Genomic DNA, 18927 nt, shown 5'->3' on the forward strand with positions numbered 1-18927 from the left:
GGATCTGTGAACGCTTTTCGTTGGACCCGGCAGCGACAGATGCGTTACCCGGATATCGTGCATCAGAAGAAAAGGAAAATCGGATGACACAGTATTTTCGCGGCTCAGGCCGGACATTACTGGCATTGACCACAGGCATCGCGCTGGTGATTGCCGCCCCGGCGCTTGCATCGCCGCGTAACGACCCCGGCAAGAACATGAAAGGCGGCCCGCACGCCTGCATGCATCACGGGAAAAAAATGTCCCGGCTGGTCGTGTCGGGGCAGGGTGAGGCACGGGTTGCGCCCGATCTGGCGGAGATTCAGCTTGGCGTCACCTCGCAGGCTGAAAGCGCCGCCGAGGCGATGCAGAAAAATTCCGAACAGCAGGGTGCTGTGATCGATGCATTGAAAGATGCAGGAATCGAGGCCGCGAATATTCAGACGTCCGGACTTCAGCTGAATCCGCGGATGGAATATCCCGAGAATGGCGCTCCGACAATCAACGGTTACGAGGCCTCGAACATGGTGACGATCCGGGTTACGGATGTTTCCATGCTGGGCGAGGTTCTGGATTCCATCGTGGCGGCGGGCGCCAACCAGATCCAGGGAATCAACTTCCAGCGCGACGACGCGGAAGAAACCGGCGACGAAGCGCTTCGATCCGCTGTCGAGGACGCGCGCCGCAAGGCGGATGTCATGGCGGAAGCGGCGGGGATGCGTCTTGGTCCGGTGATTGCGCTGCGGGATATGCCGGCTGTCGGGGGACCCGAGCCGATGATGATGCGGGCCGAGGCTGCGAAAGGCGCGGCGACACCGATCGAGGCCGGGGAGCTTTCGCTTTCCGCGCAGGTGCAGGTCGAATATGCCCTGATCGGTGACAAGGGGTCCAAGGATTGCGTCCCGGGCTCCGCCGACAAGCCGGATCAGGCCGGTGAAGAGGCTCTGGAAAGCGACGTGCCGGACGATACATCGTCCGAATCACCGGAAACGAACTGAGCCCGATCTTCAGGTTGATTAGCTAATAAATGCGGGCCTTTTGATCAATGGGCCCGCATCGCGATGCGTCGAGGTGCGGAAATCTGGCCGGAACCGATTATCGCTGTCTGCGCGCCATGAAAGCGAGTTTCTCGAACAGGGTCACGTCCTGCTCGTTCTTGAGCAATGCGCCATGCAGTTTCGGCAGCGCTTCACCCGGATCCCGCCTGAGATCCTCGGGTGAAAGATCCTCGGCGAGAATCAGTTTGAGCCAATCGAGCAATTCGCTGGTCGAAGGCTTCTTCTTCAGGCCCGGCGCATCCCTCAATTCGAAGAATTGTGTCAGGGCCTCGTCCAGCAGGCGCGGTTTGATGCCCGGGTAATGCACATCCACGATGGCGCGAAGCGTTCCGGCATCGGGAAAGCGGATATAATGGAAGAAGCAGCGCCGCAGGAATGCGTCGGGCAATTCCTTCTCATTGTTCGAGGTAATGATGACCACCGGACGATGACGCGCTTCTATGGTCTGCGCGGTCTCGTAGACGTGAAATTCCATCCGGTCGAGTTCCTGCAGCAGATCGTTCGGAAACTCGATATCCGCCTTGTCGATCTCGTCGATCAGCAGGACGGTTTTCTGTTCTGCCTCGAATGCCTGCCATAATTTGCCTTTGCGGATGTAATTGGCGACATCATGCACGCGCTCGTCGCCAAGCTGGCTGTCGCGCAGCCGGCTGACGGCGTCATATTCATACAACCCCTGTTGTGCCTTGGTGGACGATTTCACATGCCATTCGATGATCGGCAGCCCCAGACTCCCGGCGACCTGACGGGCAAGTTCGGTCTTGCCGGTGCCCGGTTCGCCCTTGACCAGCAGCGGGCGTTCAAGCGTGACGGCAGCATTGACGGCAATGGCCAGTTCGGGCGGAGCGACATAGCGATCAGTCCCGGTGAATTTCATGCGCAGTTCTCCTTGCTCGAGAATGATCTGGGAAATTTCCCGATTGGGGCCGGGAAATCTTTGTCAGGATTTGATCATTCATGCAATTAGCGAATACTCGGCTAGTGACAACCTCCGCTTCATCGGTTAATGGGGCGCCGAAGGTGTAGGTTAACCGATCTCACCTTGCATCGCCGGAGGACCTATGAAAGCGCAGACCTTCCTTCCACAGGATTATCGCCCCGCCGAAGATGAACCGTTCATGAATGACCGGCAACTTGAATATTTCCGCCGGAAACTGGAAGCATGGAAGCAGGAATTACTCGAACAATCGGCCGAGACGCTGGAAGGATTGCAGGATAGCGCCCGCAGCGTGCCCGATCTTGCCGACCGTGCCAGCGAAGAGACTGATCGGGCATTGGAACTGCGCACCCGTGACCGACAGCGCAAGCTGGTCAGCAAGATCGATTCCGCACTGCGTCGGATCGAGACCGGAGAATACGGTTACTGCGAAGTCACCGGAGAGCCGATCAGCCTTAAGCGCCTTGACGCCCGTCCGATCGCCACCATGACCCTGGAGGCGCAGGAGCGTCATGAGCGGCGCGAGCGGGTGCATCGCGACGACTGAACGATGCCGCTTCCGTCACCGGGGAAACGGATGGCCGCTGCTGATTCCGCGTCGTTCCGGCGGTGCGTTCATGTAAATTATCTGTGATGAGCGGCGGGTTACGGAATCGTTTCGCAACCATCGTCGGGGCTGGGGTCGCGGGGCTCACCGCTGCCTTGGCTCTTGCCGGAAAAGGCGCCCGCGTCACCGTCCTTGAACGTGCCCCGGCCATTCGTGAACTGGGGGCAGGATTGCAGCTTTCTCCCAATGCGATGCGCGTTATCGACGCCTTGGGACTGGGGGAGGGGCTGCGGCGGATCTCTTTGCGCAACGAGGCCGTCCGCCTGCATGATGATCAGGGACGAGGCGTCGCAAAGCTTGATCTGCGCGGCCATCGGCCCGATGCGGATTTCCGCCTTATTCATCGCGCCAGCCTGATCGAATACCTGGCGGATGCTGCCCGTCGCGCCGGTGTCAGCATTGAATTGGGACAAGAGGTCAAGCACCCGCCCGAGGGCGATCTGATCATTGGCGCGGACGGGTTGCACAGCAATATCCGCGCGTTTCTGAACGGCCGCGAGGTACCGTTTTTCACCCATCAGACCGCATGGCGAGCCATCATTCGCCAGCCGGAAACCGCATTGGCCGAGGCGCAGGTTTATATGGGGGCGCACCGCCATCTTGTCAGTTATCCACTTCCGGGCGGGTTGCGGAATATCGTTGCCGTACAGGAACGGTATGATTGGCAGGAGGAAGGCTGGTCGCATCAGGATGACCCGGATCACCTGAGGGCCGCATTTGCGGATTTCGCTGCTCCGGTCCGGGACTGGCTTGCCGCGGTTGAACGGACCCATATCTGGGGATTGTTCCGTCACGAGGTTGCCCATGTCTGGCAGGATGGTCGTCTGGTGCTGATCGGCGATGCCGCTCATCCGACATTGCCGTTCATTGCGCAGGGCGCGGCGATGGCCATCGAGGATGCCTGGCTTCTTGCGGCCTGCCTTGATGCCGATCCCGATCAGGCGGCGGCACTGGCCGGATTTGAACAGCTGCGCAGGCCAAGGGTGACGCGTATTGTCAGGGCATCGAACCAGAATGCCCGCAATTATCACCTGACGGGCGTGAAACGGTTTGCCGCGCATCTGGCCCTGCGCGCGGCGGACCGGCTGACCCCGGGGCTGATGCTGTCCCGGTTCGACTGGCTTTACGATTTCGATCCGACCGGGGTGTTGCTGTCACGCTGAACGAGTGTCGGATATCGGAATGCGTGTTGCCTGGCTGGAAACGCAATCCTGCGTGACCCGCGACGGCCGGGGGCGCCGCCCGTCGCCGGCTGGTTCTCGAACCAGTGGCGCGACCCGCCGGCGCCCCCCGAGGTATTTACCACAAAGAAGAAGGGGGGAGGAGTTAGCAGCATGAAGGGAAATTCATATTTAAATACAATATTATTTCATGCATTCTCTATGTGGAATCCAGGATTGGGCTCGCAATCATAGTCGGAGCCGTTACGCTGCCGTTTCGACGGCCGCGACGATCTCATCGATGATCTCGTGCAGGAGAGCTTCGTCCTCTGCCTCGGCCATGACCCTGATCAGCGGCTCGGTTCCCGATTTTCGGATCAGCACGCGGCCTGAACTGCCCAGCCGTGCCTCGACCTCCGAAATGACCGAGCGTACCGCGGCCACGGCCAGCGGATCCGTGCCGGCGGCGTAACGGACGTTTTTCAGCATTTGCGGCACCGGATCGAATTGGGACACCAGCTGGCTGGCGGATTCGCCACTGTCGGACATGGCAGCCAGAAATTGCAGCCCCGCGATCAGCCCGTCGCCAGTGGTCGCGTAATCGGTCATGACGATATGCCCCGACTGCTCGCCCCCCAGATTATAGCCGCCTTCACGCATCCGTTCGACCACATAGCGATCGCCCACACGGGTGCGTTCAAGCCGCAGGCCAAGCCCGTCAAGATAGTGCTCCAGCCCCAGATTGGACATCACCGTCGCGACCAGGGCATGTCCTTTCAGACGGCCCTGCTGCGCCCAGCGCGAGGCCAGAAGCGCCATGATCTGATCGCCATCGGCCAGATTGCCTTTTTCGTCGATGATCTGCACCCGGTCCGCGTCGCCATCCAGCGTGATCCCCAGATCCGCGCCATGTTCGAGAACTGCCTTGGCGCAGGTTTCGGGATGGGTGCTTCCGACATTGTCATTGATGTTGAAGCCATTCGGCTCGACACCAAGCGGAATCACGTCGGCGCCCAGTTCCCACAGGACCTCGGGTGCGGCGCGATAGGCGGCGCCATGGGCGCAGTCAACGACCACTTTCAGGCCGTTCAGCCGCTGTCCGCCGGGAAAGGTCGTCTTTGCATATTCGACGTAACGCCCACGCCCGTCATCGATCCGCTTGGCGCGGCCGATATTCGCGGGCTGCGCGGGCGTGATCTCGCCCGAGACGATATTCTGAATTTCGTCTTCCGCGTGATCGGAGAGCTTGAAACCGTCCGGGCCAAAGAACTTGATGCCATTATCCTCGGCCGGATTATGGCTCGCCGAGATCATGATGCCCAGATCTGCCCGCATCGAGCGGGTGAGGTAGCCCACTGCAGGCGTCGGCACCGGCCCCAGAAGAAGGACATTCATCCCTGTCGAGGTCAGGCCGGCGGTCAGGGCGTTTTCCAGCATATATCCCGAAAGCCGTGTATCCTTGCCGATGACTACCCGATGCCCGTTGCGCCCGTCCCGTCGAAAGAACCTGCCTGCAGCCGCGCCAAGGCGCAGAGCCATTTCCGCGGTCATCGGGTGGGTATTGGCGCGCCCGCGCACACCATCGGTTCCGAACAGCTTTTCGCTCATGTCTATGCCTCTGTGTTTTGCCCTACCGCTTGCCACAGGCGCAGGCCCTGTGCAATCTCGGCGACGTCATGGACGCGGTGTATCTGAACCCCCTGCGCGATCGCGGCCAATGTCAGTGCCAATGTGCCCGGCATCCGGTCCGCCGGCCGTTCTGCCCCACCAATCACGCCAATGAAACGCTTGCGCGACAGGCCCAGCAATATCGGGCTGCCCAGACCGTGAAACAGCGAAATCCGTCTTAGCAGGGCAAGATTATGGTCCTGGGTCTTTCCAAAGCCGATCCCCGGATCGACGAAGATGCGGCTGCGCTTTATGCCCGCAGCTTCCGCCCGTGCCAATCTTGCGTCCAATGCATCATATACGTCCAGCAAGACATCGTCATATCTCGGATTGTCCTGCATGGTTTCAGGCTGGCCCTGCGCATGCATCAGGCAAACAGGACAGCCGCTTTCCGAGATCACGGAGGCAAGCGCGGGATCGAAATCGAATCCCGAGACATCATTGACCATCGACGCGCCGGCCCCGAGCGCGGCAGCGGCGACCCCGGATTTGCGCGTATCCACGGATATGGGGATTCGCGACGATAATTCCCGGATGGCAGGGGCGATACGTGCGATTTCATCTTCGACGGGGATTTCCTGCGCGCCGGGGCGAGTCGATTCTCCGCCGATATCAAGAATATCCGCACCTGCCGCGATCAGGGCATCACCCTGTCGAATCGGATCATAGCTGCCACCGTCCGAAAAGCTGTCCGGCGTCGCATTGACGATTCCCATCAGGCGCGGGCGGTCGAAACTCATCCCCATCATCGGCGGGCGGGCGGCGGTCAGCGTTTCAAGGATATCTGCGGGAACCCGGTCGCAAATTTCCGGAGCCCGGCCACGTTCAAGCCGTTCGAGCTGCGAGAAACCGACCGGACCTCCGGCCAAGGGCCAGCGCCCGCCGGTATTCAGGGGGATTGGACGATAATAGATGCGCCGCGTTTCCATGACGTTCAGACTTGCTGGCCCGACCCGGAAGCGCGGCGCAGCGGGACAGGGAAACCGGCAGGAGGTTCCGGCAGGGGCGTGTCGTCGGGCAAGGTCACCAGGACGGCTTCCGCGCCAAGCCGGTTGGCCAGCCAGCCCGCGAGATGCATGGGATCGGCCTCGATTTCCGGGATATCCGCCGCCAGCCTTGCCGGAGCCCAAACAACCGGGCGTGCGGATCTGATCGCGTCATCCAGTTCGGTTCGGCTTTCCGCGACCTCAAGCCCAAGCCGGCCTGACAGGGCCCAGGCCGCCTGATCCAATGCCAGCATGGCAATCCGCCGCCTGTTCTGGCCTTCGGGAAGGGGAAGGCCGGGCGCATCGGGGATCAGGATAACCGCGCCGTCCGGAAAATCGCCCGATCCTTTCCACAGCAGCACCGAAACCGGTAATTCTGCCTGCCCTGCGGTCATCCTGCCGACGGTTCGACAGATCGTGACGCCCAATGCGCCGGGAATGCGGTCAAGTTTTTCGACCGAAACTTCGATCCGGGCAGCACGGGGATGTGCCAGCACTTCGGCGGCGATCTTTTCGGCCAGAGTCTCGACAAGGTTGTAACGCTGATCGGCCAACGCGGCGGCGACCGCCTGGGTCAGCACGTCATAAGACAGAACGCTGTCCACCTGATCGTCGCGGCTTGTCGTCTGGTCGTGGAGTTCCACGGTGATATTGAAGCGCAGCCGCTGGGGCTCGCCCCGTTCGGACTGGAAGGCTCCGATATCGGCAAGAACGACATGGTCGCGAAGATGTATGCGGTCACAGGTTTCCATGACCGCCATTCACCCTAAATCCGCTCCCGGCGCAAGCCAGAGTTGCGTTTCGCGTCAGTTCGAGGCGATCCGTTGCTTGGGCGAATAGAAGATATGGCGACCGATCCTGGCTGTCTGGAAAAAGCGGTGGGACCAGTTCGGCCGGACCGATGTGCTGTGAAAATAGGTCGCGCCGTTGGTCAACCCGCGCGGCGAGCCGTCAAGCGCCTCTTCCGCGACGGCAAGAACGCGGCGATAAGTGCTTTTGTTGCGGATCGTTTTGCGGCCGCCGATCGTATAGCTGAATTGGCTGGGCTGATTCACGACATCGCAAACGCTCGACGGGAAGTTTTTGCTTTCGACGCGGTTCAGGATCACTTCCGCCACAGCGGCCTGACCGTCCCGGCCTTCGCCACGGGCTTCGAAATACAATGCTTCCGCGAGGCATTCCAGATCGGCAGAACTGTAGGACGGGCCGGGCGTCGGCGGATATATTTCTTCCGGCCCGCCCTCGATGGCGACAGGCTCGGCATCGGTATAAAGCAGCGGTCTGGGACGCGGCATATCCATCGGATTGGAAATACTGCCGAACGGATCCACCTCTGCTGTAAACAGCGAGGCGCGGGAAACCGAAGTCTTGATTCCGGAAACTGATTGCTCGGCCGAGAATAGCGAGGCATTTCCTTCAGAGGCAGCGACGGGCGCGGCGGGCAGGGCGACAGCAACAGTTACACAAACCCCCATAAGCCGTTGAAGCAGCTTTGGCATTGTTAGTCCTGAATTTTATTGGCCCGGTGGGTGGGCAGAACGGGCAAACGACCGAGAGCAGACGGCCATTCAAATCAGAAATTGAATAGGCTTTTGGTTGTTGACAAATCCATATCACATACCCGTTAACGCCAAATATCCGATGCTGCAGCGCGGAAGCGGCGGAAAATTGCTGGAAAATACGTGATAAACAGCTGGAATCAGCCATTCTTGGGTCAAAAAATGGCCGAATCGGAACTATTTTTGTGGCCCGGAGGCCCGAATCGATTCGAAATCAAACGAATCGGTTTGCTTCTTTGCCCGGGGACAGCGAATCGAGGCTTGCGCGGCGGCCAGCCGGGCGATCGGTACCCGGAATGAAGAGCAGGAGATGTAATCGAAACCGGCTTCGTGACAGAAAGCGATGGATTCCGGATTTCCGCCATGTTCGCCGCAGACGGCGACAGTGATATCGGGGCATTTGCGTCGGGCGCGCTCGGCGCCGATCAGCAGAAGCTCGCCCACGCCTTCCTGATCGAGAATGTGGAACGGGTCTTCGGAATAAACCTGCTGCTGAACGTAAATGCCCATGAAACGACCGGCATCGTCGCGGGACAGGCCATAGGTCATCTGGGTCAGATCATTGGTTCCAAAGGACAGAAAGGCCGAATGTGCGGCGATATCGCCGGCCCGCAGCGCAGCCCGGGGTGTCTCGACCATGACGCCCAGACGATAGGTAAAATTGGCGTGCCGGTCATTCCGGACCGCAGCGGCTACCGCATCGACGCGATTCTGGACCAGTTCGACCTCTCGCATTGCCGAGACAAGCGGGATCATGATCTCGGGAACGACGACGGCGCCCTTGCGGCTTGCGTCTATCGTTGCCTCGAATATGGCGCGCGCCTGCATTTCGTAGATCTCGGGAACGGCGATCCCAAGACGCACTCCGCGCATCCCCAACATCGGGTTGAATTCCGATAGTGCTTCGACCCGGCGGACCACGGTTGAAAGCGGCAGGTCAAGGGTTTCGGCCAGTTCTCGCAGCCCGGTGCGGTCATGCGGCAGAAATTCATGCAGCGGTGGATCGAACAGGCGAATGGTCACCGGAAGCCCCGCCATGATCTCGAAAAGATCGGTGAAATCCTTGCGCTGCATTGGCAGGATCCGATCAAGTGCAAGTTTCCGGTCTTCGGCGTTGTCGGCGAAGATCATCTCGCGCATTGCGTGCAGGCGCTCTGATTCGAAAAACATATGCTCGGTCCGGCATAGCCCGATGCCCCGCGCTTCGAATTTTCGGGCGGTGCGGGCATCCTCGGGCGTATCGGCATTGGCGCGCACATCCATGTCGCTGACCGCATCGGCCCATTCGAGCAACTGGTTGAACGCGTCGTCCAACGCGGGTTCGAGCATGGGAGGAGCCCCGGCCAGAACGTCACCCGAACTGCCATCAATGGTGATTTCATCGCCTTCGTTCAGGACAAGCCGGCCCACGGTCACGCTGCGATTGCGCAGATCGATATTCAAGCCCGAAGCACCAACGATACAGGGCAGGCCAAGCCCGCGCGCAAGCACGGCGGCATGGCTGGTCATGCCGCCCCGTTCTGTCAGCACAGCGACCGAGGCATGCATCCCCCGGATATCCTCTGGCAAAGTTTCGCGGCGAACCAGAACGCAGGGCTCTCCGCGCGCGGCGGAAGCTTGCGCGGCGGCGGCGGACAGCACGATCTTTCCGGTTGCCGCTCCCGGGCTGGCATTGATCCCCCGGATGATCACGTCGCGTTTGCCCCGTGGGTCGATCTGATGGTGCAGCAGGTCGGTCAAGGCGCGTGGTTCGACCCGCATCACAGCTTCTTCGCGGGGGATGACGCCATCACGGGCAAGCGCCACCGCGATCCGGACCGCGGCACGAGAGCTTCGGGGGACGCGCAGCGCGTCGATCAACGATATCTGCCCGTTCGTCACCATGAACTCGATCTGCATCTCTTCGCGCAGCCGTTCACGGGCAGCGACACCGAAACGGACCAGATCCGCGAAAATTTCCGGTGCGGTCTCTTCAAGTGATATGCCGCGTTCATCACGGGTCAGAAACAGCGTTTCGGCACCGGCTCCGACGGTTTCGCCATGTTTCTGACCACGAAACCGGCCCGTGACCCGAGGCTCGCCGGTGACGGAATCGGTGAACTGGATCGTGCCCGATCCGCATAATCCGGGCCCCAGTGCCAGCCGCATCTGCTGCACCACAAGTCCCAGAGGCGCGTCAGCAGGTGCGCCTTTGGCCTGCCGCAAAAGCCGTGCGGTCGGGCCGTCCCATGCGCGTGACATGGATCGCAGCACCCCGGCAAGCTGGCGTTCGGGCTCTTGCGGGAAGGATTCGTCCATTTCGTCGCGATAGTTCCGCAGAGCCTCGGCCAGCGCATTCTTGCCCGATTGCGAGAACATATCCGGATCGAGACGGGCGATATTGATGGCGTAGCTCTGCACGAAGGACAAATAGATCGCATCGGCATTGTCCTGACCGATCCGCTTGGCCAGCCGGTCATGTGTCGCATCGTTTATGCCGACATTCAGGACGGTTCCCGGCCCGCCCCATTCCGGGTTCATGGCCGAGGGCCGGACACTCACCAGCCCGTCTTCCTGCGCAAACAGCGTGTTCAGCGGATCGAGATCGACAGCTTGCCCCGAGGCGATCATCTGCACGACCGCATGGGGCAGGGCAAAGCTGGCAGGAACCGGCAACTCCATCCGGATCAGCCTTTGCAGGCATTTCGCGCGCCAGCCATGACGCGCGCGATCGATCTTTGCCGATGGCGTGATCCGGGTCAGAATTGTCGTGGTCCGTTTATCCATGGTAGCCGAAGATAGGCGGCAGGGCCGTCTTGCCGCAAGTGCGAAAAGCGGGCAGGAGCCCGTCTTGCATCATCCAGATGCTGAAATGCCGGAACGCAGGCGGCCCGGATGCAATCCGGCCCGCTATGCCTGTCGGAATAAGGCTTAGTTCGCAGCCGCGTAAAGCGCGGCGACGCCCGGCAGGTCCTTGCCTTCCATCCATTCCAAAAACGCGCCGCCTGCGGTCGAGATGAAGGTGAAATCCCCGGCGACGCCGGCCTGGTTCAATGCCGCCACTGTGTCACCGCCACCGGCGACGGAAACCAGCTTGCCCTCGCGCGTGGCCTCGGCAGCCGCCTGCGCCGCGGCGTTGGTCGCCCGATCGAAAGGCGCGATCTCGAAGGCTCCCAGCGGGCCATTCCAGACCAAGGTGCGGCACTTGGCGAAGATCTCGCGGATGGCGTTGACGGTTTCGGAGCCTGCATCAAGGATCATCGCATCCGCGGGGCATTGATCGACCGGCAGAACCTCGCTTTCGGCCCCGGCCTTGAATTCCCGTGCGACGACGATATCGGTGGGCAGATGGATCGTGCAGCCCCCTGACTCGGCTTTTTCCAGAATGGCGCGGGCAGTATCCGCCATGTCACGCTCGGCCAGCGATTTGCCAACCTCGACGCCTTTGGCGACAAGGAATGTATTGGCCATGCCACCGCCGATGATCAGGTGATCGACCTTCTCGATCAGGTTCATCAGCAGATCCAGCTTGGTCGAGACCTTGGCGCCCCCGACCACGGCGGCGACAGGACGCTGAGGATTGCCAAGCGCGGCGTCAAGCGCTTTGAGCTCGGCCTCCATCAGGCGTCCCGCTCCGGCCTCGAGAAGCCGTGCAAGCCCCTCGGTCGAGGCATGGGCCCGGTGCGAGGCCGAGAATGCGTCATTGATATAGGCCCCGCCCAGCGCGGCCAGCGATGCCGCGAAGATCTGGTCGTTCTTTTCCTCGCCTTCATGAAAGCGGGTATTCTCAAGCAGCGCGACATCGCCCGGCTCCAGCGCCGCGACGACCCGTTTCGCCGGCCCGCCGATACAATCCGTCGCGAAAGCCACATTCTGCCCCAAGGCCGCCTCAAGTGCCGGAACGATCTGTTTCAGGCTCATGCTTTCCACGGGCTTGCCCTTGGGGCGGCCGAAATGGGCCATCAGGACCGGAATGCCGCCTTTGGCCTGGATATCCTTGACGGTTGGGACGATCTTGTCGATTCGGGTGGTATCCGTGACCCGGCCCTGATCTACCGGCACATTCAGATCCACGCGGATCAGCACAGCTTTTCCGTTCAGATCCATATCGTCGATGGTTTTGAATTCGGCCATGTCGGGTCCTTTTCGCAGGCTGTGGGGCGTCATGGCGCTTGTCACGCATGATCGCGTTCGCGTCAACAGGTCCAAAGTCTGACAGGATTGTCAGTGAATGCCACGTTGCTCTCGGGCCGACATCCGCCTAGACCTAGATCCAGACAGCTAAAGGAGCACCCCATGGCCGATATCAAGGATCCCGAAAACACCATCATCATCGAGCTGAAGGACGGCCCCGTGGTGATCGAACTGCTGCCCGACGTGGCACCCAAGCATAGCGAGCGGATGAAGGAACTCGCGCGCGCCGGCAAATACGACAATGTCGCGTTTCACCGGGTGATCGACGGTTTCATGGCGCAGACCGGCGATGTTCAGCATGCGAATATGGAAAACGACTGGAATCCCGGCCGCGCGGGCACCGGCGGTTCGGACCTGCCGGATCTGCCGGCGGAATTCTCGAAGCTGCCGCATGATCGCGGGACTCTGGGTGCGGCGCGTTCTGCCAATCCCAACAGCGCCAACAGCCAGTTTTTCATCAATTTCGGCGACAATCATTTCCTGAACGGTCAATACACGGTCTATGGCCGGGTGATCGAGGGCATGGAGCATGTCGACAAGATCACCCGCGGCGAGCCGCCTGCGCAACCCGACCGCATGATTTCGGTGAAGGTGGCTGCCGATGCGTGAGTTCCTGCTTGTTCCCGCCGCGCTTGCCTTGATGGCAGGCGGAGCCATGGCCGAGGGATTGCCCGGCGTCAGCGACGGCCCGGGGCCGAATATGGTGATTACGGTCGCCGCCGCGGATGGCACCGAGAAAGGCACCATCACGCTGGATCTGTATGAGGACAAGGCTCCGAACCATGTCGCGCGGCTGATCGAACTGGCCGAGTCCGGGGCCTATGACGGGGTGGTGTTTCATCGCGTCATCGATGGTTTCATGGCCCAGACCGGCGATGTCGAATTCGGCAAGCAGGACGGCGACACCGCGCGTGCGGGGATGGGGGGATCGGATTTGCCCGACCTCAAGGCCGAATTCGGTGACGTGTCCTTCCAGCAGGGAACCGTGGGCATGGCGCGTTCGCAGAATCCTGACAGCGCCAATAGCCAGTTCTTCATAGATCTTGCCCCGGCGACCTTCCTTGATGGCGAATATACCGCTGTAGGTCAGCTGGTCGATGGCTGGGATGTGCTGAACGATATCAAAAAAGGCGATCCCGATGCGAATGGGGCTGTGGATGATCCCGATTACATGCTGAGCATCACGATCGAAAAATAACCGGGAAAGACGTAGGCCGGAGGTTTTTTCCGGCCGTCGTCGCGGCCTGTCCGGCGGGAAACTGGCCGTTTTCCGCCCGCCGGAATGGATCGAAAAACTGTTAGCGAAAACAAGATTGTCAGTGCTGCTCTGCATGTTATGCAGCCCGCAATCAGGATAGGAGCATTTGATAATGATGACCGATACGGTGCGTCGCATTCTCGCGAATTACGAAGGGGAAACTCCGGGCGTGAAGGCGCAGCTTGCGCGTATGCTGATGACCGGCAAGCTCGCAGGAACCGGCAAGATGATCATTCTTCCGGTTGATCAGGGCTTCGAGCACGGACCGGCCCGGTCATTCGCACCTAATCCGGGCGGATATGATCCGCATTACCATTATCAGCTTGCGATCGATGCGGGGCTGAACGCCTTTGCCGCGCCGCTGGGCATGATTGAAGCTGGGGCCGACACGTTCGCGGGCCAGATTCCGACCATTCTCAAGGTCAACAGCGCCAACAGCCTGATGTCGGATACCGCGGGCAAGAATCAGGCCCTGACGGCAAGCGTGGATGACGCGCTTCGGCTTGGCTGCGCGGCGATCGGTTTCACGATCTATCCGGGCTCGGACATGGCGCTGGATATGTTCGAGGAAATCAAGGAAATGCGCCGGGAGGCCGCCGCCAAGGGCGTGGCGACCGTGATCTGGTCCTATCCGCGCGGCGAGGCGATCTCGAAGGATGGCGAGACGGCAATCGATATCGCGGCCTATGCGGCGCAGATGGCCGCGTTGCTGGGGGCGCATATCATCAAGATCAAGCTGTCCACCGATCATCTGGAACTGGGCGAGGCCAAAAAGGTCTATGAAGCGCAGAAGATCGATATCTCGACCCAGGCCAAGCGGGTTGAGCATTGCATGCAATCGGCCTTTGCCGGTCGCCGGATCGTCGTCTTCTCGGGCGGGGCCGCAAAAGGGGCCGATGCAGTTTACGACGATGCCAAGGCCATTCGCGACGGCGGCGGCAACGGATCGATCATCGGCCGCAACAGCTTCCAGAGATCGCGCGAGGACGCGCTGGATATGCTGCAGAAGCTGGTCGATATCTACAAGGGTGCCTGAGACGGCGACCTGGCTGTGCCGTCCTTCTCGGCGCGGCAGCGCTTATGCCTGACGGCACGAAATAAGGGGGCGCTCGCGCCCCCTCTTGCATTTTCGGCGCAATTTTCAGCCCCGAGGTTGTTTCGTGAAGAAGCTGCGCTTCAGCTGCGCAAACCGGTTTCTTCCAGAAGTCCCTTGCGCTTGGCCTCGTAATAATAGCCGCGCGCATACCACATGACGGCCTTGTCGTGATTGCCATTGGCGACCAGATAGGCGCCGCGCAGGTATTTTACCGCATATTTCAGATTGGTATCGGCATCGAGAAGCCCACTGGCCGGGCCGCGATAACCCATCGTGCGTGCCGTTTGGGGCAGGATCTGCATTAGCCCGTAATAGGGGCCGTTGCGGGCTTCGGGGCGATGCCGGGATTCGCGGATGATGACGCGGTGAACCAGTGACGGAGGCACCCGGTAATGCGCCGCCCAATAATTGATGCGCGAGCGGAGATAGGGCGTTTCATTGGGGTAAAGCCCCGAATGATCGCGCGTTTCGGTTTTGCGCCTCGCATTGCCTCCACAACCCGCCAATGCGAGACCGGCAAGGATCACGCCACGCCGGCCTATGCGCCGATAGGGCGCATCAGACATGAATTGCTCCGTCACCACAGGCCAGAGCGGCTTCGCGAACCGCTTCGGAGGTTGTCGGATGGGCATGGCAGGTCAATGCGATATCTTCCGCCGAGGCGCCGAATTCCATGGCAACGCAGATTTCGTGAATCATCTCTCCGGCATTCGGGCCGATGATATGGCAACCCAGAATGCGATCGGTTTCGGCATCCGCGATCAGCTTCACGAAACCTTCGGGCTGCATCATCGCCTTGGCCCGGGCATTGCCCATGAAGGGGAATTTGCCGATCTTGATCTTGCGCCCGGTTTCCTTCGCCGCTTCCTCGGTCAGGCCGACATTGGCCACTTCGGGCGTGGTGTAGATTACGCCGGGGATGACGTCGTAATTCACATGACCATGTTTGCCCGCGATGATTTCAGCGACCGCCATGCCCTCATCCTCGGCCTTATGGGCCAGCATCGGGCCGGGAACGCAATCGCCAATGGCATAGATGCCTTTGACATTGGTTGTCCAATGCTCATCGATCTTGACGAAACCGCGATCGGTCAACTCGACACCCAGATTGTCCAGTCCCAGCCCTTCGATATGCGGGCGGCGGCCGGTGGCGACAAGGACGCAATCGGCCTCCAGTGCATGTTCGCTGTCGTCCTTTTTCAACGCATAGGTGAGCCGGGTCTTGCCCTTGACTGCTTCGGCCCCTTTGACCGCAGCGCCGAGGATGAATTTGAGCCCCTGTTTGGACAGGATTTTCTGGAATTGCTTCTGCACTTCGCCATCCATACCGGGTGTGATGACATCGAGATATTCGACCACCGTCACCTCGGCGCCAAGCCGGGCATAGACCGAGCCAAGCTCAAGCCCGATCACGCCAGCGCCGATCACCACCATGGATTTCGGGATCTTGGGGAGCGACAAGGCGCCGGTCGAATCGACGATAAGCCCTGCATCGTTATCGACCTCGACCCCTTTCAGAGGCGCGGGGCTGGAGCCGGTCGCAATGACGATATTCTTCGCGTCATGCACCGTATCTCCGACCTTGACGCGGCCAGCCGACTCGATGCTGGCCCAGCCCTTCAGCCAGTCGATCTTGTTCTTCTTGAACAGGAATTCGATCCCCTTGGTATTGGTGCTGACCGTCTCGGATTTGTAGCCCTGCATCTTCGCCCAGTCGACTTTGATCCTGGAGCCGGTAAGGCCCATCTTGTCGAAATTCTCATGACTCTCATGCAGCATATGGCTTGCATGCAGCAACGCTTTCGAAGGAATGCAGCCAACATTCAGGCAGGTGCCGCCAAGTGCCTCACGCCCCTCGACACAGGCGACCTTGAGTCCCAGTTGAGCGGCGCGAATCGCGCAGACATAACCGCCGGGACCGGCACCGATTACGATCAGATCATAGGTGGACATGGCACACTCCTTTTATCATTCGGGTCGGGCGGGTCCCTGACCGTATAAATTCGGGGCACCGCATCAATCCGGTGCCTTCACTATCATCGGCCGGGTCGCCGCACATCCGAATGATCGCGCGCTCGGCAATTGGTGGCTTCGGCGACCGGCTGGCATATGCCGCAAATATTCGTTTACGCCGTCTCGACAAAGTGGAAATCCGTGGCCATGACGCCTGCCTGACTGTTGAACACATCTGCAGCGCCGTTCAGATAGGCACGCGCCGCCGCGGCATCGGCGACGTCGTATAAAGCCCATATATTCGAGTCGTCTTCCCGCCATAATTGCAGCACCGAGAGGCTGTTATGCCCGCGATCCTCTGCATCCGCATCGAACGCGGACTTGAACCTGTCGTAACCGGAACTGATCCGGTAATGCGCAAGCAATTGCATGATGTCATTCTCCTGTCATGGCAACGCGGATGACATGTCGGTCCGCATCCGTAATCTCGAACAGACCTCGCCGTGTCAGCATTCCCCAGTTTCCCCGCATGAAATCCAGTTTTTCGCTGAGATCGGAGATCTGGACGTCCTTGGCTTTCATCCAGTCGATATCACGACGAAAAGCCGTTTTTCCGGTCTCCATCGGAACCTGATAGGGCTCGGCATCGGCGACGCGGCCGATTGCAGTGAATTTCTTGAGCGGTTTTCTGTCGGACAAGGTGGCACGCGGTGAATAGAAAATCAGCCAATCGCCGGGATTGAAACGCAGGAGGGGCCCCAGCTTACCCTGTTCCATCATGACAAAACCGCCGCTGACGCCCTGACGGACATCGTCACGACTGACAACGCCGATCCAGTTCCGAATCTGTTCGGGTTGAACCAGTGCGGCCTGTTTTGGGGTGGCGTCTGTCGTCGTTTCCGTCATGAAAACCTCTGCGCCGGGACGGCTATCCCGCCCCGGTCCTTTCGCGTTCTAGAGATCCATCAGCAGTCTGCGCGGATCCTCCAATGCTTCCTTGACCCGGACAAGGAAGGTTACCGCACCCTTGCCGTCAACGATCCGGTGGTCATAGGACAGCGCGAGATACATCATCGGGCGGATCACGATCTCGCCGCCGACAACCATTGGACGCTCCTGAATCTTGTGCATTCCCAAAATACCCGATTGCGGCGGATTCAGGATGGGCGAGGACATCAGCGAACCATAAACACCGCCGTTCGAGATCGTGAAGGTGCCGCCCTGCATCTCGGCCATGGACAGCTTGCCATCGCGGGCTTTGACGCCCAACGCGCCGATTTCCTTCTCGATCTCGGCAAAGCTTTTCTGGTCGGCGTCGCGCAGGACAGGAACCACCAGCCCCGACGGTGTGCCAACCGCCACGCCCATATTGACGTAATTCTTGTACACCACCTCGGTGCCGTCGATCTCGGCGTTGACTTCGGGCACTTCCTTAAGTGCGTGGCAGCAGGCCTTGGTGAAAAAGGACATGAAGCCCAGTTTGACCTTGTGCTTCTTTTCGAACGCTTCCTTGTATTCGTTGCGAAGCTGCATGATGCCGGACATATCGGCTTCGTTATAGGTGGTCAGCATCGCGGCGGTATTCTGCGCGTCTTTCAGGCGGCGCGCGATCGTCTGGCGCAGACGGGTCATCTTGACCCGTTCCTCGCGGGCGGCGTCCTGTGCCGGACGTGCTGCTGCCGGAGCCGCTGCTGCGGCAGCGGTGGATGCACCCGCGACATCCTGTTTCATGACCCGGCCATCACGACCCGAACCCTGAACCTGATCCCGGCTGATGCCCTTTTCGGCCATCGCCTTTTTGGCCGCCGGAGCATCTTCGACATCCTTGCCCGAGTCAGCCGTGCCGCCGGTGCTGGTTGCGTCTGCAGGGGCAGGGGCTGGGGCGGCGCCGGGCTTGACCGCACCGCCTGCACCTTCGGTAATCACCGCCAGCTTGGCCTTTGCGTCGACAACTGTCCCTTCGGGTGCGAGGATCTCGGCCAGAACGCCGGCAGAGGGGGCGGGAACTTCGACCGAAACCTTGTCGGTTTCGAGCTCGCACAGCATTTCATCCGCCGCGACACTGTCGCCGACCTGTTTGAACCAGGTGGCGACGGTGGCCTCGCTGACGCTTTCGCCCAGTGCGGGCACCATGACATCGATTGCGGCACCGCCTCCGGCAGGTGTTGCATCCGGCGCGTCGGTATCGGTTTTTGCCGTATCGGCCTTTGCCGCCTGCGGCTTGGGCGCATCGGCTTTCGGAGAATCACCGGCTGCCCCTTCGGTGATCTGCGCCAGCAAGGCGTCGGGGCTGACGGTCGTACCCTCTGCCGCGACGATTTCCGACAGAACACCTGCGGCAGGGCTTGGCACCTCGACCGTCACCTTGTCGGTTTCCAATTCGCACAGCATTTCATCGACCGCGACGGTGTCGCCGGGCTTCTTGAACCAGGTGGCGATGGTTGCCTCGGTGACGGATTCTCCCAATGCGGGGACGCGAACTTCGGTGGTCAT

18 protein-coding genes are annotated in these 18927 nt (G+C 60.5%); 6 read left to right on the plus strand and 12 right to left on the minus strand.

Annotation, left to right across the window (positions count from 1 at the left end):
* The first annotated feature begins 83 nt into the window (after positions 1-83).
* On the plus strand, positions 84-977 hold the full coding sequence (locus D3P04_RS15175) for an SIMPL domain-containing protein (protein ID WP_119750361.1): 894 nt from the start codon (positions 84-86) through the stop codon (positions 975-977).
* A gap of 97 nt (positions 978-1074) precedes the next feature.
* Here D3P04_RS15175 and D3P04_RS15180 read toward each other — a convergent pair whose 3' ends face one another.
* Complete coding sequence (locus D3P04_RS15180) at positions 1075-1914, minus strand: AAA family ATPase (protein WP_119750363.1); 840 nt, start codon at positions 1912-1914, stop codon at positions 1075-1077.
* A 184-nt stretch (positions 1915-2098) separates the two neighbouring features.
* Between D3P04_RS15180 and dksA the strand changes: the two genes are divergently transcribed.
* A complete protein-coding gene (gene dksA, locus D3P04_RS15185) occupies positions 2099-2521 on the plus strand; it encodes an RNA polymerase-binding protein DksA (protein ID WP_119750365.1) in 423 nt (140 codons plus the stop codon).
* Between the two features lie 86 nt (positions 2522-2607).
* Complete coding sequence (locus tag D3P04_RS15190) at positions 2608-3744, plus strand: FAD-dependent monooxygenase (RefSeq protein ID WP_119750367.1); 1137 nt, start codon at positions 2608-2610, stop codon at positions 3742-3744.
* Positions 3745-4005: 261 nt separating this feature from the next.
* Here D3P04_RS15190 and glmM read toward each other — a convergent pair whose 3' ends face one another.
* The 6 genes from glmM to D3P04_RS15220 all read right to left on the minus strand — a co-directional run bounded on the left by glmM (position 4006) and on the right by D3P04_RS15220 (position 12067).
* Positions 4006-5349 (minus strand): phosphoglucosamine mutase, encoded by a 1344-nt coding sequence (glmM, locus tag D3P04_RS15195; RefSeq protein ID WP_119750369.1) that lies wholly within the window; start codon positions 5347-5349, stop codon positions 4006-4008.
* Between the two features lie 2 nt (positions 5350-5351).
* The gene (gene folP, locus D3P04_RS15200) at positions 5352-6338 is read right to left on the minus strand and encodes a dihydropteroate synthase (protein WP_119750371.1); all 987 of its coding nucleotides are present in this window, start codon (positions 6336-6338) and stop codon (positions 5352-5354) included.
* 5 nt (positions 6339-6343) lie between these two features.
* A complete protein-coding gene (locus D3P04_RS15205; RefSeq protein ID WP_232845026.1) occupies positions 6344-7156 on the minus strand; it encodes a dihydroneopterin aldolase in 813 nt (270 codons plus the stop codon).
* Positions 7157-7201: 45 nt separating this feature from the next.
* Positions 7202-7894, minus strand: a complete 693-nt coding sequence (locus D3P04_RS15210; RefSeq protein WP_232845027.1) for a cell wall hydrolase — start codon at positions 7892-7894, stop codon at positions 7202-7204.
* Between the two features lie 237 nt (positions 7895-8131).
* The gene (locus D3P04_RS15215; protein WP_119750373.1) at positions 8132-10720 is read right to left on the minus strand and encodes a putative PEP-binding protein; all 2589 of its coding nucleotides are present in this window, start codon (positions 10718-10720) and stop codon (positions 8132-8134) included.
* Between the two features lie 144 nt (positions 10721-10864).
* Positions 10865-12067: a phosphoglycerate kinase gene (locus D3P04_RS15220; RefSeq protein ID WP_119750375.1), complete on the minus strand. Its 1203-nt coding sequence runs from the start codon at positions 12065-12067 to the stop codon at positions 10865-10867.
* A gap of 162 nt (positions 12068-12229) precedes the next feature.
* On the opposite strand from D3P04_RS15220, the gene D3P04_RS15225 reads away from it, so the two are divergent.
* The 3 genes from D3P04_RS15225 to D3P04_RS15235 all read left to right on the plus strand — a co-directional run bounded on the left by D3P04_RS15225 (position 12230) and on the right by D3P04_RS15235 (position 14421).
* The gene (locus D3P04_RS15225) at positions 12230-12736 is read left to right on the plus strand and encodes a peptidylprolyl isomerase (RefSeq protein WP_119750377.1); all 507 of its coding nucleotides are present in this window, start codon (positions 12230-12232) and stop codon (positions 12734-12736) included.
* The gene (locus D3P04_RS15230) at positions 12729-13325 is read left to right on the plus strand and encodes a peptidylprolyl isomerase (RefSeq protein ID WP_119750379.1); all 597 of its coding nucleotides are present in this window, start codon (positions 12729-12731) and stop codon (positions 13323-13325) included. Before D3P04_RS15225 ends, D3P04_RS15230 begins: the two co-directional genes overlap by 8 nt.
* A gap of 172 nt (positions 13326-13497) precedes the next feature.
* Positions 13498-14421 carry a class I fructose-bisphosphate aldolase gene (locus D3P04_RS15235; protein ID WP_119750381.1) on the plus strand — a complete coding sequence of 308 codons (924 nt, stop codon included), beginning with the start codon at positions 13498-13500 and terminating at the stop codon, positions 14419-14421.
* Positions 14422-14561: 140 nt separating this feature from the next.
* On the opposite strand, the gene D3P04_RS15240 is transcribed toward D3P04_RS15235, so the two are convergent.
* The 5 genes from D3P04_RS15240 to odhB form a co-directional block, all read right to left on the minus strand.
* On the minus strand, positions 14562-15047 hold the full coding sequence (locus tag D3P04_RS15240; protein WP_119750383.1) for a lytic transglycosylase domain-containing protein: 486 nt from the start codon (positions 15045-15047) through the stop codon (positions 14562-14564).
* Positions 15040-16434 carry a dihydrolipoyl dehydrogenase gene (gene lpdA, locus D3P04_RS15245; RefSeq protein ID WP_119750385.1) on the minus strand — a complete coding sequence of 465 codons (1395 nt, stop codon included), beginning with the start codon at positions 16432-16434 and terminating at the stop codon, positions 15040-15042. Before lpdA ends, D3P04_RS15240 begins: the two co-directional genes overlap by 8 nt.
* A 173-nt stretch (positions 16435-16607) precedes the next feature.
* Positions 16608-16865 (minus strand): hypothetical protein, encoded by a 258-nt coding sequence (locus D3P04_RS15250; protein WP_232845028.1) that lies wholly within the window; start codon positions 16863-16865, stop codon positions 16608-16610.
* A 4-nt stretch (positions 16866-16869) separates the two neighbouring features.
* Positions 16870-17340 carry an EVE domain-containing protein gene (locus D3P04_RS15255; RefSeq protein ID WP_119750389.1) on the minus strand — a complete coding sequence of 157 codons (471 nt, stop codon included), beginning with the start codon at positions 17338-17340 and terminating at the stop codon, positions 16870-16872.
* 48 nt (positions 17341-17388) lie between these two features.
* Positions 17389-18927 (minus strand): 2-oxoglutarate dehydrogenase complex dihydrolipoyllysine-residue succinyltransferase, encoded by a 1539-nt coding sequence (gene odhB, locus D3P04_RS15260; protein ID WP_119750391.1) that lies wholly within the window; start codon positions 18925-18927, stop codon positions 17389-17391.

Source organism: Paracoccus onubensis (assembly GCF_003591515.1).
GTDB classification, from domain to species: Bacteria; Pseudomonadota; Alphaproteobacteria; order Rhodobacterales; family Rhodobacteraceae; genus Paracoccus; species Paracoccus onubensis.

Excerpts from the sequence above, each read along its gene's own strand:
- D3P04_RS15190 (WP_119750367.1), top strand. The coding sequence starts at position 2,608 with ATGAGCGGCGGGTTACGGAATCGTTTCGCAACCATCGTCGGGGCTGGG.
- D3P04_RS15210 (WP_232845027.1), bottom strand. The coding sequence starts at position 7,894 with ATGCCAAAGCTGCTTCAACGGCTTATGGGGGTTTGTGTAACTGTTGCT.
- D3P04_RS15230 (WP_119750379.1), top strand. The coding sequence starts at position 12,729 with ATGCGTGAGTTCCTGCTTGTTCCCGCCGCGCTTGCCTTGATGGCAGGC.
- D3P04_RS15225 (WP_119750377.1), top strand. The coding sequence starts at position 12,230 with ATGGCCGATATCAAGGATCCCGAAAACACCATCATCATCGAGCTGAAG.
- D3P04_RS15240 (WP_119750383.1), bottom strand. The coding sequence starts at position 15,047 with ATGTCTGATGCGCCCTATCGGCGCATAGGCCGGCGTGGCGTGATCCTT.
- D3P04_RS15220 (WP_119750375.1), bottom strand. The coding sequence starts at position 12,067 with ATGGCCGAATTCAAAACCATCGACGATATGGATCTGAACGGAAAAGCT.
- folP (WP_119750371.1), bottom strand. The coding sequence starts at position 6,338 with ATGGAAACGCGGCGCATCTATTATCGTCCAATCCCCCTGAATACCGGC.
- D3P04_RS15255 (WP_119750389.1), bottom strand. The coding sequence starts at position 17,340 with ATGACGGAAACGACGACAGACGCCACCCCAAAACAGGCCGCACTGGTT.
- D3P04_RS15250 (WP_232845028.1), bottom strand. The coding sequence starts at position 16,865 with ATGCAATTGCTTGCGCATTACCGGATCAGTTCCGGTTACGACAGGTTC.
- D3P04_RS15180 (WP_119750363.1), bottom strand. The coding sequence starts at position 1,914 with ATGAAATTCACCGGGACTGATCGCTATGTCGCTCCGCCCGAACTGGCC.
- glmM (WP_119750369.1), bottom strand. The coding sequence starts at position 5,349 with ATGAGCGAAAAGCTGTTCGGAACCGATGGTGTGCGCGGGCGCGCCAAT.
- dksA (WP_119750365.1), top strand. The coding sequence starts at position 2,099 with ATGAAAGCGCAGACCTTCCTTCCACAGGATTATCGCCCCGCCGAAGAT.
- lpdA (WP_119750385.1), bottom strand. The coding sequence starts at position 16,434 with ATGTCCACCTATGATCTGATCGTAATCGGTGCCGGTCCCGGCGGTTAT.
- odhB (WP_119750391.1), bottom strand. The coding sequence starts at position 18,927 with ATGACCACCGAAGTTCGCGTCCCCGCATTGGGAGAATCCGTCACCGAG.
- D3P04_RS15205 (WP_232845026.1), bottom strand. The coding sequence starts at position 7,156 with ATGGCGGTCATGGAAACCTGTGACCGCATACATCTTCGCGACCATGTC.
- D3P04_RS15175 (WP_119750361.1), top strand. The coding sequence starts at position 84 with ATGACACAGTATTTTCGCGGCTCAGGCCGGACATTACTGGCATTGACC.
- D3P04_RS15235 (WP_119750381.1), top strand. The coding sequence starts at position 13,498 with ATGATGACCGATACGGTGCGTCGCATTCTCGCGAATTACGAAGGGGAA.
- D3P04_RS15215 (WP_119750373.1), bottom strand. The coding sequence starts at position 10,720 with ATGGATAAACGGACCACGACAATTCTGACCCGGATCACGCCATCGGCA.